Origin of the sequence: Vibrio salinus (assembly GCF_021272385.1) — a bacterium.
Lineage (GTDB): Bacteria > Pseudomonadota > Gammaproteobacteria > Enterobacterales > Vibrionaceae > Vibrio > Vibrio salinus.
In genome coordinates this window covers 141871-156888 of the sequence record NZ_JAJSDZ010000010.1, presented here as the reverse complement: position 1 = coordinate 156888, position 15018 = coordinate 141871, and the positions used below count along the sequence as shown (strand labels likewise).

Genomic DNA, 15018 nt, shown 5'->3' with positions numbered 1-15018 from the left:
TATTGTGGTTTTATGGCTGAAGTAGTTCCTCTCTGCCAGGCCGATATGAATCGGCTGCTGAAAGTCGTGCGTATTGAAGCAACTCAGAAAGAAGTTGTGAGTAAGCTGAAGGATTTAAACATCAGAAGAGGTAGCAAAATTAAGGTATTTCAACTGAGTAAAAATTCACCACTCATGCTGGCGGTTGGTGACGCAAGAGTGGCAATCGATTACAAGTTGTCTTATGCGATTTTTGTTTGTAATCAATGAATAAATGTTGAGGAAATTAATGTGAATACATTGCCAGGAATTAAGTTAGGTGGGAAAGGCCGGGTTTCCGGCTTCGAAGCGGGATCTAAGTCTTATCGCAGACATTTGCTTTCATTAGGTCTGACGCCGGGAACAGAGTTTCAGGTAACCCGGATTGCTCCTTTGGGTGATCCGATAGAAATAAGAGTACGCGGAACCGCGATCAGTTTAAGAAAGCATGAAGCTACGGTCGTATTAGTTGATGAGATTTGAGGTAGAAATCAATGGAAGTAAGCAAATCTTCTTTCTGTATTGTTGGTAACCCAAACTGCGGGAAGACAACATTATTTAATGATCTGACCGGCAGTCGTCAGACGGTCGGTAACTGGCCTGGTGTGACAGTTGATAAGAAAACCGGTTTTGTTCATCTGGAAGGTCAGTCGGATCAAGAAATCGAGATTGTCGATTTACCCGGAGTGTATTCGTTGTCGTGCGATGGTCCACAGTCGGAAGACGAACAGATCGCCCGTGATTACATTTTGTCTGAACAGTCTCAGTTAGTACTTAATATTATTGATGCATCCAATTTAGAGCGCAATTTGTATCTGACGTTACAGTTGATCGAAATGCAGGTGCCGCTGGTTGTGGCTGTCAATATGCTGGATATTGCAAAAAAACGTCATCTTGATTTGGATTTGGACAAACTTGCCGATCAACTTGGTTGCCCGGTTGTTGGTATTGTTGCCGCAAAAAGCAAAGGCATTAAGGCGTTGAAAGCCAGCTGTCAAAAACAACTGAATAATCCTCAGCTACCTTCGTTAGATTTTCAGTATGGCGGACAGTTGGATGAGGCCGTACATCAACTGACCCAGGTTATTGAAGGCCACCAAATGTCTCATGCCCGTTGGCGCGCTATTGAAGCACTTGAGTTTGGTTCAACGCAGGAGCTTACTCAGGATATAGAAGAATGCCGGGTAAAATTACTGGATGTTTTCAGTGATCAACAAAAAGATGAGATTGATATTGAAATGGCCGACTCCCGGTATCAGTTTATCGAAACATTATCTGGTTCTGTAATCACCCGAAAAGGCATTGTTTCTCAGACGATAACGGACCATATCGATAAAATTGTACTGAACCGGATTTTAGGGATTCCGATTTTTCTGGTTGCAATGTATCTGATGTTTTTATTTACCATTAATGTAGGCAGTGCATTTATCGACTTTTTTGATATCTTTTTTGGCACGGTTCTCGTTGATGGTCTTGGTGCATTAATGCGTAGTATGCACTTACCTGAATGGCTTACAGTGATTGTCTCTGATGGTATTGGCGGAGGTATTCAGACTGTGTCTACCTTTATTCCTGTGATTGGCTGTCTGTATCTGTTTTTGTCATTTCTTGAAGATTCCGGTTACATGGCCCGGGCCGCGTTTGTTATGGACAGGATGATGAGAGGAATTGGCCTTCCTGGTAAAGCATTTGTGCCGTTGATTGTCGGTTTCGGCTGTAATGTGCCAGCTATCATGGCTTCCAGAACATTAGAGAATCGTCGTGACCGTATCCTTACTGTGATGATGGCACCGTTTATGTCCTGTGGGGCAAGACTGCCGGTTTATGTTTTATTCGCAACGGCATTTTTCCCTCGTAACGGACAGAATCTGGTCTTTGGCTTATATATTATCGGGATTATTGCGGCTTTAGTGACCGGATTGTTGCTAAAAAGAACGGCTTTAAAAGGAGAGACGTCCTCTTTTGTTATGGAGTTACCGCCGTACCACATACCGACGATTTCTGCGATTTTAATCCGTACCTGGGAAAGACTGAAAAACTTTGTTCTGAGAGCCGGAAAGCTAATAGTCATCATCGTCACTATTTTGAGTTTTCTGAATTCGATTGGTACCGATGGCTCATTCGGTCATGATGACAGTCCGGATTCAGTGTTATCAAAAATCGGTCAGACTATTACTCCAGTGTTCTCTCCTATGGGGATGGATAAAGATAACTGGCCTGCGGCTGTTGGTATGTTTACCGGTATCTTTGCAAAAGAAGCCGTTGTCGGAACGTTAAATTCATTGTATTCATCCCTTGCTGATCAGCAGAATTCAGCAAATAGTGTGGCTGATAATGATGGGGGTGTCGATGTTATCGGTGGTATCGAAGAAGCGTTCGCAAGTATTCCGGCTAATCTGGCGGATCTGGGATCTGCGCTTTCCGATCCTTTGGGGCTTGATGTCGGTGATGTTTCCGATACGAGTGCAACGGCTCAGGATCTCGAAGTTGAGGTGACCTCTATTGGTATGATACAGAACCTGTTCCACGGAACATTAGGTGCATTTGCTTATTTAATTATGGTTCTTCTTTATATTCCGTGTGTTGCAGCAGTTGGTGCAATATGGCGTGAAGTTGGTGCTAAATGGACTGTCTTCGCCAGTCTCTGGACGACAGGTTTGGGATATAGTGCGGCTGTCTGCATTTACCAGATTGGTACCTTCACTCAACATCCGGTTTCATCTGCTGCTTATATTTGTGTCGTTCTGGCATTGATGGGTGCTCTTTTGTTATGGATTACTAAGTCTGATCACAAGCACGATGGTACGTTTATGGGTAAAGGTCCGGTATTAGACTAAAGGGAGGAAACGCTTATGAGTTTATCTGAGTTGCGGGACTACGCGGCAGAACGTGGTGATATCACGTTAAAAGAACTGTCCGTCCATTTTAATCTTTCACCCGGACACATACAAAATATGATGTCAGTATGGATACGAAAAGGGGTTTTTTCAGAAAATAAACCACAATCGAAGTGTTCATCTTGCTCCTGTGAATGTGCTGAAGGTGAAACGGTTTATCATTTGAATCGTTAGTGTCTGGTAAATGGTGTGGTGAAACCTGTTTTTATATGGTTTTTCCATACCATTATCTTGATAATCTTATACATTTCGTTTTTTCTTCGTATATTCCTTACCTGGCAGGGGTATCTTGTCCAACCTTTCTGTAAGTTTGTAAGTCGGTTTTATCTGAAAACTACATATACCTATCCGATAAATTTCTCTGCCTCGATGAATAATGCCTAACTTTTTTTGCTTTAAAACCCTATGAAATACATTGATACGCGGGGTTTTATGTAACGGGTTGAGCATTGTGTCGGATTTTTAAAAGCCTGTTTAAATCACATTATGAGAACAAAAAATAGAATGAGGAAAATTTAATTTATTTACAAGTTTGTTTCTAAAATTACAAAGTTAATTATAAATAATTACATTTTTCCAGTATTTTTTATATTAAGGTTAATTTTGTTGTTAATTTACAATATTTTTTTGGTTTTTTGTTCTTTTATGAATAAAACACTCATTTACCAAATTAACAAAATGATAACCTAAAAATAAATAATATGATTTAAAATCAATCATTTAAAATGAAATAAAACTCATCCCCTCAATAATAAGATCAATTTAACACTTTTAACAATATCAATACATGCGGGGTAGTTATCTTGATTTTAAGCATATATATTTCATGTGAATCAAAAAGAGAAATTTTATTTCAATCTTGTAATGATTTTGGTGCGATGAAATATCGGTATTCTATGTATAGGAGCGACAGACATCGTTTCTAGTCAGCGATAAAACGAGAAAGGAGCGGCAATATGCCTAACTTAAAGAACAATCATAAGATTCTGAATAGGTTTAAGTCTGTCAAAAAATCTCTGGTAAGAGGGACCGTGGCAGCAATGGGGATACTGGCATTAGCTGGCTGTGGGCAGGATGATAAAAAAGCAGATGTAACGAATATTGGTGTCTCGATAGCAAACTTTGACGATACTTTTATGATATCGATTAAAGACGCCATGGTGAAGTACGCTGATGAAATGGGAGGCAAAGTAAAATTAACAATTGTTGACTCAAAAGAAGATACGGCGAAGCAGCTCGGTCAGGTTGAAAATTTCCTGGTACAACAAATGGATGCTGTCATCATTGTTCCGGTGAATACGGATGCAACGAAACCAATTACGGATCGGGTTTTAAAAGCGAATACCAAATTGGTGTACGTTAACCGCAAACCGGATTATCTGCCTGATGCGGCTTACTATGTCGGATCGAACTCAATTGCATTCGGTGAAGAGCAGGCGAAGTACGTCGATAAAATTACCAAAGGTGGCAATATCGGTATCTTAGAAGGAGCACTGACTGACGAAGCCGCGATTTTCCGTACTAAAGGTGTGGAAGATTATTTTGCTGATAAACCAGATTATAAAGTAATTCGTAAACAGACAGGGAAATGGAGTCGAGCTCTGGGACTTTCTATTGTTGAGAACTGGCTGAGTTCCGGTGATGAAATGAACATTATTATTTCTAACAATGATGAAATGGCGATAGGTGCAAGTCAGGCTTTGAAAGCGGTTAATAAGCTGAAAGATACTGTGATCGTCGGAGTTGATGCTACTGCTGATGGTTTGGCTGCCATTGAGCAAGGCAATATTAATGCGACAGTTTTTCAGGATGGTGTAGGTCAGGCCCGAGGCGCAATTGATGCAGCACTTGATGCAATCAAGGGTAATAAAAGAGAACAAATTACATGGATTCCTTCTGAGTTAGTTACTCCAGAAAACATTAAAGAGTTTAGAGAAAAGCATAAAATTTAGTTTTTTCTTTTGGCCCTGCATTTTTCAGAGAGAGGGTGTGGGGCTTTTTTGGAGTTGAATATGATGAATGATGTATTGTTGGAAATGCGGGATATCCGAAAAACATTTCCTGGTGTTGTCGCGCTGGACAAAGTGCAGCTTACTCTTCGCAAAGGTCGTGTAGTTGCACTTATGGGGGAAAATGGAGCGGGTAAGTCCACCTTAATGAAAGTCTTATTCGGTATCTATCAACGTGATAAAGGTACTATCCGTTACAAAGGAGAAGAAGTTAGCTTTTCTCAGGCCAAGGAAGCATTGGAAGCCGGTATTTCAATGATTCACCAGGAACTGTCTCCCATTCTACACAGAAGTATTGCCGAAAATATCTGGTTGGGACGTGAACCACTAACTGGTCCACTACAACTGATTGATCATAAAAAGATGAATCAGGATACGAAGGAATTACTTGATGAACTGGACCTACATCTTGACCCACAAACGTTAATGGTTGATCTGAGTGTTGCCATGATGCAGATGGTTGAGATCGCCAAGGCCATTTCTTACAACTCAGAAATTATTATTATGGATGAGCCTACTTCGGCCCTGACAGATAAAGAAGTGGATCATTTATTTAAAATTATTGAAAAGCTCAAAGCAAAAGGCTGTGCCATCGTTTATATCAGCCATAAGATGGATGAGATTTTTAGAATTTGTGATGATATTACTGTTTTTCGTGATGGTACGTATGTTGGTGAACGGGAAGCAAAAGATACCAATAATGAAGAGCTGGTTCAGATGATGGTGGGTCGTGATCTCGGTGATGTTTTCCCTCCTCCGACCGCCAAGCCTGGTAAAAAGCGTCTGGAAGTTAATAACCTTCAGGTTGAAAACGTTCTGGAAAATATCAGTTTTGATCTTCATGAAGGAGAAGTTCTTGGAATTGCTGGTTTAGTCGGTGCGGGCAGAACGGAACTTATAGAGACATTATTTGGCGTTCGTACTAAAACTGGCGGCGACATTAAAATTAATGGTGAAATTGTAGATATCAGTTCACCTCAGGATGCGATAAAGCACAAAATGGCATTTCTTACCGAGGACCGACGCCAGTCAGGGTTGTATCTCATGCTGGACATTTTTGCTAACACCTCAATCGCACATCTTGATGCTTATCGTAATAAAGTCGTAAATGTTCTCGATGTTCGGAAAATGAATCGTGACAGTAAAGAGCAATGTCAGACATTGAAGGTAAAGACCCCTCATATGTATGAAGCAATTGATAATTTAAGTGGTGGCAATCAGCAAAAAGTGCTTTTGGCGCGTTGGATGCTGACTAAGCCTGACATCCTGTTTCTGGATGAGCCGACCCGGGGTATCGATATTGGTGCAAAGTCAGAGATTTATAAATTAATCCGACTCCTTACCGGTATGGGGAAAAGCATTGTCATGATTTCTTCAGAACTGCCTGAAGTTTTAGGTATGAGTGATCGTATCTTAGTCATGCACGAAGGGAAGCTCAAAGGAACATTAGATAGTAGAGAAGCATCGCAAGAGAAAGTGATGTCTATCGCCCTTAATTAATCGAGATAAAAATTGCGCTTTAAAATCTGCGTTTATCTGGCGCTGAACGCAGATCGGAGAAGGAAAGAATTATGATTGCAAAACCAACTAAAGACAATGCGAATAAAACGCCGGCAACACCTCCAACCGAAGAAGGTAAATCATCACGTAATAATATTGGGAAGTGGGTGACGAAATACGCCATTTATGTTGTTTTCATTGCTATGTGTATCGCAATGTCGATCATGTCACCGGTATTTCTCAGTATTACAAACATATTAAATGTTGTAACTCAGATGGCGAGTATTGGTCTGTTGGCATTAGGGGTGACTATCGTCATTATTACCCGGGGTATCGATTTGTCGTCTGGTTCGGTGTTGGCTGTGGCTGCTGTGGTTTCAGCAAGTATGGCTCAGACTCTGGACTGGAGTATGAGGATGTATCCGAATATGCCTGAATTGCCTATTATTGTGCCGATTCTGGCAGCATTGGCGGTTGGTACGTTATGTGGTTTTATTAACGGCGCATTGATTGCTTATACTGGTATCCCTCCTTTTATTGCCACGTTAGGTATGATGATCATTGCTCGTGGCGCTGCACTGCTTTATTCAGATGGACGCCCTGTCAGTAGTCTGATTGATTCTTATCAGTGGATTGGTCAGGGATCCGTTCTAGGTATCCCGGTTCCTGTATGGATCTTTGCGATAATGGCTGTGGTGTCATATATCCTTCTTAATTATACAAGATTTGGTAAATATGCCTATGCGATTGGTGGTAATGAGACGGCTGCCTATGTTTCGGGAATCAATGTTAATAAATATAAAATTCTTGTTTATAGCTACGCTGGTATGCTGGCTGGTATTTCAGCTCTTATTCTTGCAGCAAGAATTAACTCTGGTCAGCCAGGCCTGGGTTTGATGTACGAGCTGGATGCGATTGCGGCTGCAACCGTGGGTGGTGTTTCTCATGCTGGTGGGATTGGTACGATTCAGGGGACCATCGTTGGTACGATGATAATGGGTGTTCTTCAGAATGGTCTCGATCTGTTAAATGTTTCCGCCTACTGGCAGCAGATAGTAAAAGGTTTGGTTATTGTTGTCGCAGTTATGTTTGATATGAGAAGACATAAAAAAAGCTCTTAGTTAATCATATATATTACGAAAAAAGAATGTCCTGATAAGGGCATTCTTTTTTTATTACAGAAATGTCAAATAATTTATTTTAATTATTAAATGATATAGTCGAATTCATTTTGTTAATTGTATCACTTATTTTTATTAAAAATGGATTTGTCATACATGCTTAAACATATTGAAACACAACTGTCATAAATCCTCCCTAAAGTGAGCATCGTTGAGTTAAAACACAAAGGCAATAAGCCACTTAAGGACTTAGTGATGAAAAAAACATTTATCGGTGCAATCGCTCTTTTCAGTGCTCTATCAGTTAACGTTGCTTCAGCAAAAGAAACGATTTCTGCTGTAGGTTCAACCAGTGTCACTCCTCTTATGGAAGTTTTTGGTGAAACGTACATGAAAACAAATTCTAATGTTTTCATTGAAGTACAGGGTGTTGGTTCCAGTGCTGGTATCAAAGCTGCGAAAAATGGCAGTGCAAGTATTGGTATGGCTTCTCGTGATTTAAAACCCGCAGAAGAAGAACCATCATTAGTTGAAGAAGTTATCGCCCGTGATGGTATTGCGGTTGTTGTGAACCCAAAAAATGGTGTAAAAGGATTAACAGCTAAACAGGTTGCAGAAATCTACAAAGGTGAAGTGACAAACTGGAAACAGGTTGGTGGTAATGATAAGCCAATCGTTGCGATTACGCGTGATTCGGCATCCGGTACCCGTGGTGCTTTTGAAGACATCATGAAGCTGAAAAAGAAAATCAATGGTAAGAAAGTATCTGCTATTTCACAGCGCGCTCAGGTTGCAAACGGAAACGGTGGTTTGAAAACTATGGTTGCTTCAAATCCATACGCTATCGGATATATTTCTCTGGGTACTGTTGATTCATCTGTTCATGCCCTTTCTATCGACGGTGTAAGTGCTTCAGTTGCGAACGTGAAAAACGGTTCTTATAAAGTCGCTCGCCCATTCCTTATCCTTTACAAAAAAGGCAAGCCTTCAGCAGAAACTCAGAAATTCCTGGACTGGATGTTAAGCAAAGAAGCTCAGAAGATCGTAAGTCAGAAAGGCTACATCTCTATCAAGTAATACTTTTTTAGAATCTGCTCAGCTAATGAATGATGTATTAGCTGAGTATTCTTTTTCTTATTTAAATTCCCAGTAGTTTGAGAATTTTATGACCATCGCAATGACCAATAGTGAAAATTCTATGAACGGTAGTAGACAGCAAATTAGTCCAATTTCTGCCGACACAAGTCGTCGACTACGCAAAAAAAAGCGTATTGATTGGAAAGAAAGATTATTTCACTCTCTATTTTTAACCAGCGCAGTGATAGGGATCGTCTCCCTTTTTATCATTGCTTACTTTATCGTGAAGGAAAGTCTTCCTGCATTTGAAGAAGTTGGTGTTACTGGTATCGTACTTGGTACTGAATGGTTACCGCCAGCTTTATATGGTGTCGCAACCATGATTGTTGCTTCTGTCGCTTCAACATTTGGTGCGGTACTTCTTGGGGTACCTATCGGTGTACTGACCGCGATATTTATTGCAGAAATTGCCCCCAAACGTCTTGCTGATATTATCAGACCTGCCGTTGAGCTTTTAGCTGGCATACCTTCGGTGGTTTATGGTTTCTTTGGCCTGGTCATCATTGTGCCTCTGATTCAGCAAATTTTTGATGTTCCGGCAGGGAATACCATCCTGGCAGGAATGATTGTGCTGGGAGTGATGATTTTACCTACGGTAATTACCGTCTCTGAAACCTCTATCCGTGCAGTGCCACCTTCTTTCAGAGAAGGTTCTCTGGCTCTTGGTGCTTCGAATATTTTTACTATTTTTAAATTGCTGGTACCGGCAGCCCGGTCAGGCATTATGACCGGAGTTATTCTGGGTATCGGTCGAGCATTGGGTGAAACCATGGCCATTATTATGGTAATGGGAAATGCACCGGCAATGCCGGGAAGTATTCTGGATTCAGCCAGAACGCTGACAGCCAATATTGCCATCGAAATGTCTTATGCAAGTGGCGTTCATGCTAACGCGCTGTATGCCACCGGTGTGGTGTTGCTTGTATTTATCATGATGTTAAATGCAGCACTGTTGTATCTGAACAGACAAAAAGCGAGGTAAACATCATGAATCGGGCTAAATTAAAGAAACAGCGCCAGTTTAAAGATGGTGTACTCAACGGTTTTATCTGGTTATCGGCTGCGATTACCGTTGGCTTCCTTTTTTGGATCATCTGGTACATTCTTTCGAATGGGCTTCAGTATGTAGACTGGAAATTTATTACCGACAGCTATACACACACTGGTGATGAACACGGTATTTTCCCTATGATCATTTCGACGATTTATATGGTGATTGCATCAATAGCGGTTGCTGCACCATTGGGGATTATGACGGCAATTTATCTGACGGAATATGCCAAAGTCGGCAGTCGTCTTGTAAAAGTCATTCGATTCTGTACTGAGTCGTTAGCCGGGATACCATCAATTATTTTCGGTTTGTTCGGAATGACATTTTTTGTTGCGATTCTGGGCTTTGGTTTTTCTATTCTGTCTGGTGCATTAACGTTGAGTATTCTGATTCTCCCGGTGATTATCCGGACAACGGAAGAAGCACTAATGGCAGTACCTGTGACGTATCGTGAAGGCTCTTATGGCTTGGGTGCTTCAAAAATCTACACTATTTGGCGTTTGATTTTACCAAGTGCGATACCGGGGATCCTGACTTCCATCATTTTGAGTATCGGCCGGGTAATTGGGGAATCAGCACCGGTATTTCTGACTGCCGGAATGGTCGCCCGCATCCCTGATTCTATTATGGATTCCGGCCGGACACTGACAGTTCACCTTTATAAATTAACAACAGAGCTGTTTACCGTTGAAGAGTGGAATCAGGCTTACGGTACAGCAACAGTTCTTATTGTCGTTGTGTTGCTTATCAATATGGTTACAAAACTGATAGCCAAACGCTTTAATACAGCAACTTATTAATTAGACGACCTGTTTAAAATAATTTCGAGATGCAATATATGAATAAGTTTAACATTGAAAATTTAGATCTTTTTTACGGTGAGAATCAGGCGCTTAAATCCATTAATCTGCCCATTCCTCAACGTCAGGTTACCGCGTTAATCGGTCCTTCCGGTTGCGGAAAATCAACGCTGCTTAGATGCCTTAACAGAATGAATGACCTGATTGAAGGCGTGACTATCACCGGAAAACTGGAGATGGATGGCGAAGACATTTATGGCAATATTGATATTGCTGATCTTCGTATCCGCGTTGGAATGGTATTCCAGAAGCCGAATCCGTTTCCGATGAGTATTTATGAGAACGTGGCTTATGGTTTGCGGGCTCAGGGAATTAAAGATAAAAAACACATTGATCAGGTTGTCGAAAAGTCGTTACGCGGCGCCGCGCTGTGGGATGAAGTAAAAGATCGCCTGAAATCTCATGCTTTCGGTTTGTCTGGAGGCCAACAGCAACGTTTATGTATTGCTCGTACAATTGCAATGGAACCGGATGTTATTTTGATGGATGAGCCAACTTCAGCACTGGATCCGATTGCGACGTATAAAATTGAAGAGCTGATGGAAGAGCTTAAAAAGAACTATACGATTGTTATCGTGACTCACTCGATGCAGCAGGCCCGCCGAATTTCTGACCGGACTGCCTTTTTCCTGATGGGAGAGTTGGTTGAACACGACGATACCTCGGTAATTTTCTCTGAACCGAAAGACGACAGAACCCGTGGTTATGTGAATGGAGATTTTGGTTAATAACAGATAATAATAAGCGATGGTAAATTATTGCCCCTTATCTCGAGGGGCCTTTTTTTATCTGTTGCAAGGTAAATTATTTGGATTTGATTGCAGATTCTTCTCCTATACGATGTTTATCGTATAGGAGAAGAATATTACGGTTTTTTACCGGTTATTGCCTAAAGTTGAGAGAATGGTTCTCCCTTTGAAGGCTCTGAACTAATTTGAATGTGAGTAAATGCTCCGCCGGAAGGCAAAATGTCAGACTGATACATCGTCTGAGCCAGAAAACGATAAGAGGCACAAGCAGCAAATACCAGCAGAAGCAAGTATAGATAATTTTTTATATGAGTTTTTATCATCGTAAGCCGTCCTATTTCTTAGATTCATAGGTCTTTATATTTCCAGCCGGTCTCACGGTTTCAACGTACTGAAACCGGGAAAATATGTTCCGTGCGCAGCTTTCAGTACGTATCGGTGAAGCTTTACAAAAGCGGATGCTTAAGGTGTATTACGTACTATTAGCTGTGCTTTAATATCAGCATATAAATGAAAAAAACTTTTTGGTCTGGCTCCCGAAAATACAATCCAAGTAGTGATATGCATCTAATGGATTGATTTTTTTGTTGACAAATATATAATTAATTTTTCTTAATTATCAGGCATATTGGTGACTGATAATGTTATGAGTGGAATATCCATCTCTGCCCGTGAAACCAAATTTATGAATAATATAAGCAGTCAAGTTTGGCTCTCTAAATGTACCTCATTTATTTCTGGTGATTTTGACCAACCCACTTTCCACCGGGTTCACCATATTTTATTGTTTGTTACCTTTATCTTCCTTTTATTCTCAGAAGTGTTTAATTTTTATTTTCTGGATATCTCTTTTATATATCAAGCCATGTTAGCTGTTTTGGCTATGGGCCAACTTTTTATATGGTACTTCTCCAGATTTAAGCAGCGCTTTAAATCAATGGCTATTCTGTACGTGGTTATTATGGCGGGTATTGGTTTGCCTGCCAGTTGGTTTTTCAATGGTGGTTCTCAGGGACCAACTCTTGCTTTTATTTATATATTAGTGATTTATTCCGTGGTTATTTTATGTGAAGTGAAATATCTGAATGGCTATACTGTACTGATCATGGTTTTACTTCCTGTTATTTTTTATCTTGGTGAATATTATTTCCCAGCTTCGGTTTCGGGGTATACCAATCCGGAGCAGAGAGTTGCTGATCTTATTTTTTGTAATGTTGTATCAGTTCTTGTGTTAGTAACGATTATGTTGACTTATACCCGTACGCTCAAAAAAGAAGTTCAGCGGGCCAACGACTATTCCCGACAGTTGCAGATAGTCAGTGAAACGGATTCATTAACGTCACTGAAAAACAGGATTTATTCCGTTAATGCTCTACAACTTGCGAAAAAAGCCAATAAACCATTTAACATTATTCTTCTGGATATTGATCACTTTAAGAACATCAATGACACCTACGGGCACGATGTTGGAGACGTTGTTTTAAAGAAGATTTCTGATATTTTAAAAAACTTCAGTCGGTTTAATGGTGCGTTAGTCAGTCGTTATGGTGGTGAGGAATTTCTTGTGGTGACTTTTTTTCAGACTTTTGAGCAGACAATGCGCTTAGCTGAGAGTTTACGGATTGCTGTGAATGGCATTAATTATTCGTTGTCGGAAAAGGTGACGATCAGTCTGGGAGTCGCAAAATCAATGGACAGTGAAGATTATCTGACCGTAATAAAACGGGCTGACAGGGCTCTGTATGAATCCAAACATCGTGGGCGTAATCAGGTTTCCACAATTGAAGAGGCTGTATAATTGTCATTTCCCGGGGTAAAGTTGTCAGGTCTTTTCGATTTCTTGATATAGCGGGATATGCCAGAGGGAATATTGTGACTTATTGTGTTCGGGATGTGAATCAAAAGTTCTGGAGCAGCCGATGCGCACCACATGTGACTGTCCGGTTAACACAGGAGAGTACACAGCGTTATAAAGCGCATTGTCATTCTGAACTTTCCATCGGTATTATCGAATCCGGAGAAACCTGTTTATCCATGGATGGGGAAGACGTTGTCCTGGGTAGAGGTGACGCTGTTCTGATCCTGCCGGAGAGAGTTCATGCCTGCAATCCGGTTAACGGTAAGCCCCGTACTTATTATATGTTGTATATTGACCGTTGTTGGTGTTGCGATGTGCTTTCGGGTTTTTTTCATCAGAAAGTAACGCACTTTCAGTGTGACCGGTCATTACGGTTACCCAGTGAAACCGTGCTGAAACTGCATCGGGTTATCAGTGCGCTGATGGTCAGTTCGTCTGAAGCGCTGATTACAGAAATGAATGATATTTTGTTTTCTGTTCTGTGCTCTTATTGTGTTCCGGTCCGCTTCTTCGTAAATGACATGTGCCTTGCTTATGAAGTCAGGAAACGCTTACTGGACAGTTTTGGGCCGTCTGTTTCCATTGACGAAATTGCCCATGATTTAGGTTATTCAACGGAAACCGTAATACGACACTTTAAACGGCATTTTGGTATTACTCCTAAATCTTTTCTGAATAATTATCGGGTTGAGAAAGCCAAATCATTAATCCGGAATGGAATGACAATTGTTGATGCAGCACTGGAAGTTGGTTATTCCGATCAGAGTCAGTTACACCGGGCTTTTGTTCATTATACGGCGGCAACACCGGGCCAGTTCCAGAATATAAGATCAATTTTTGACAATAAACAGTGACGTAAGAGACCTATAGTCAGGATTTTGGTTATAGGAGTTTCTGATGTCTGCTTATGTTTTGTTACCAGCCGCATTTCCTGCTTTGGTATTCGCTCATTTTGTTGCCTTACTTAGTCCGGGACAGGATTTTTTTCTTATTGTGGCTCATTCAGTCAGATACCGGTTGCGTGGCAGCCGTTATATCTGTGTCGGTATTGCCATCGGGAATGCTGTGTACATCGCCATTGCGATTCTGGGCTGGACAACCATTCGTTCCAACACGGTTATCTTTTCTGTCATTGAAACTCTGGGTGCTATTTACCTGGTGTGGATTGGTTTTAAACTCATGAAAAGTCAGCCTTATGAGACGATCTCCGATGCTGAAGTCCTGAAACTGGCCCCATCGGTCACCAGACAGCTTTTACTGGGATTGAATTCAGCCCTTCTGAATCCTAAAAATGCTCTTTTTTATATGAGTTTGATGGTAGTGATTCTCGGCCGGGAAGTGTCGGTGTTGCAGCAGGTATCCTGTGGGGTATGGATGTTTCTGGCGGTGTTGTTATGGGATCTCTTTATTGCAGCAATAATAGGGCGACCCCGGGTTCAGACTTATCTGAAACAATGCATCCATCTTATCGAAAGAGGTGCCGGTTTTGTGCTGATTTGCTTCGGAGTCAGCCTTTTTCTATCGTAATCAACCGCATTTGCTTTTTATCATTATCACTTTGGTTATGGTCATCTTCCGGTCTGGAAATCATAACCGAAGTTACTTCCAGAAGGGCTTACCCACTTCTTCTCGTACGCTTTTTTTATCGATTCCGATATCTTCCAGAAGATGATCCGGTAGATCTTTCAGATGTTTTCTGGTTCTGAAATTTTGCCGCCAACTCTGAATTTTACGTAATATTTTCTTACCTGTTGAAACCGAAGGACAATCCCGTACTTCTATGCCATATTGTGGGTACTTTTCTAAAGTATTCATACA

The 15018-nt window shown here is 41.0% G+C and carries 16 protein-coding genes; 14 read left to right on the top strand and 2 right to left on the bottom strand.

Annotated elements, in window-relative coordinates:
• Positions 1-12 precede the first annotated feature (12 nt).
• The 11 genes from LRQ06_RS14230 to pstB all read left to right on the top strand — a co-directional run bounded on the left by LRQ06_RS14230 (position 13) and on the right by pstB (position 11321).
• Entirely contained in the window at positions 13-249 is a 237-nt protein-coding gene (locus tag LRQ06_RS14230) for a FeoA family protein (RefSeq protein WP_232767435.1), read from the top strand.
• A gap of 21 nt (positions 250-270) precedes the next feature.
• The gene (locus LRQ06_RS14225; RefSeq protein ID WP_232767434.1) at positions 271-501 is read left to right on the top strand and encodes a FeoA family protein; all 231 of its coding nucleotides are present in this window, start codon (positions 271-273) and stop codon (positions 499-501) included.
• Between the two features lie 11 nt (positions 502-512).
• Complete coding sequence (feoB, locus tag LRQ06_RS14220) at positions 513-2855, top strand: Fe(2+) transporter permease subunit FeoB (RefSeq protein ID WP_232767433.1); 2343 nt, start codon at positions 513-515, stop codon at positions 2853-2855.
• Between the two features lie 15 nt (positions 2856-2870).
• Positions 2871-3089: a FeoC-like transcriptional regulator gene (locus tag LRQ06_RS14215; protein WP_232767430.1), complete on the top strand. Its 219-nt coding sequence runs from the start codon at positions 2871-2873 to the stop codon at positions 3087-3089.
• A 782-nt stretch (positions 3090-3871) separates the two neighbouring features.
• Positions 3872-4867 carry a sugar ABC transporter substrate-binding protein gene (locus tag LRQ06_RS14210; RefSeq protein WP_232767428.1) on the top strand — a complete coding sequence of 332 codons (996 nt, stop codon included), beginning with the start codon at positions 3872-3874 and terminating at the stop codon, positions 4865-4867.
• Between the two features lie 63 nt (positions 4868-4930).
• Entirely contained in the window at positions 4931-6424 is a 1494-nt protein-coding gene (locus LRQ06_RS14205; protein ID WP_232768977.1) for a sugar ABC transporter ATP-binding protein, read from the top strand.
• Between the two features lie 71 nt (positions 6425-6495).
• The gene (locus tag LRQ06_RS14200; RefSeq protein ID WP_232767426.1) at positions 6496-7545 is read left to right on the top strand and encodes an ABC transporter permease; all 1050 of its coding nucleotides are present in this window, start codon (positions 6496-6498) and stop codon (positions 7543-7545) included.
• Positions 7546-7800: 255 nt separating this feature from the next.
• Complete coding sequence (locus LRQ06_RS14195; protein WP_232767424.1) at positions 7801-8622, top strand: phosphate ABC transporter substrate-binding protein; 822 nt, start codon at positions 7801-7803, stop codon at positions 8620-8622.
• Positions 8623-8710: 88 nt separating this feature from the next.
• The gene (pstC, locus tag LRQ06_RS14190; RefSeq protein WP_232767422.1) at positions 8711-9664 is read left to right on the top strand and encodes a phosphate ABC transporter permease subunit PstC; all 954 of its coding nucleotides are present in this window, start codon (positions 8711-8713) and stop codon (positions 9662-9664) included.
• Between the two features lie 5 nt (positions 9665-9669).
• Positions 9670-10533, top strand: coding sequence for a phosphate ABC transporter permease PstA (pstA, locus tag LRQ06_RS14185; protein ID WP_232767420.1), 864 nt, complete (start codon positions 9670-9672; stop codon positions 10531-10533).
• A 38-nt stretch (positions 10534-10571) separates the two neighbouring features.
• On the top strand, positions 10572-11321 hold the full coding sequence (gene pstB / locus LRQ06_RS14180; RefSeq protein WP_232767418.1) for a phosphate ABC transporter ATP-binding protein PstB: 750 nt from the start codon (positions 10572-10574) through the stop codon (positions 11319-11321).
• A 161-nt stretch (positions 11322-11482) separates the two neighbouring features.
• Here pstB and LRQ06_RS14175 read toward each other — a convergent pair whose 3' ends face one another.
• On the bottom strand, positions 11483-11665 hold the full coding sequence (locus tag LRQ06_RS14175) for a hypothetical protein (RefSeq protein ID WP_232767417.1): 183 nt from the start codon (positions 11663-11665) through the stop codon (positions 11483-11485).
• 308 nt (positions 11666-11973) lie between these two features.
• Here LRQ06_RS14175 and LRQ06_RS21120 point away from each other — a divergent pair, with 308 nt between their 5' ends.
• The 3 genes from LRQ06_RS21120 (at position 11974) to LRQ06_RS14160 (ending at position 14727) form a co-directional block, all read left to right on the top strand.
• Positions 11974-13140, top strand: coding sequence for a GGDEF domain-containing protein (locus LRQ06_RS21120; protein WP_232767415.1), 1167 nt, complete (start codon positions 11974-11976; stop codon positions 13138-13140).
• A gap of 74 nt (positions 13141-13214) precedes the next feature.
• Positions 13215-14054 (top strand): AraC family transcriptional regulator, encoded by an 840-nt coding sequence (locus tag LRQ06_RS21115; RefSeq protein ID WP_232767414.1) that lies wholly within the window; start codon positions 13215-13217, stop codon positions 14052-14054.
• A gap of 43 nt (positions 14055-14097) precedes the next feature.
• Positions 14098-14727 (top strand): LysE family translocator, encoded by a 630-nt coding sequence (locus tag LRQ06_RS14160; RefSeq protein ID WP_232767412.1) that lies wholly within the window; start codon positions 14098-14100, stop codon positions 14725-14727.
• A gap of 72 nt (positions 14728-14799) precedes the next feature.
• Here LRQ06_RS14160 and LRQ06_RS14155 read toward each other — a convergent pair whose 3' ends face one another.
• Positions 14800-15015: a DUF1127 domain-containing protein gene (locus LRQ06_RS14155; RefSeq protein ID WP_232767411.1), complete on the bottom strand. Its 216-nt coding sequence runs from the start codon at positions 15013-15015 to the stop codon at positions 14800-14802.
• Between the last annotated feature and the right edge of the window lie 3 nt (positions 15016-15018).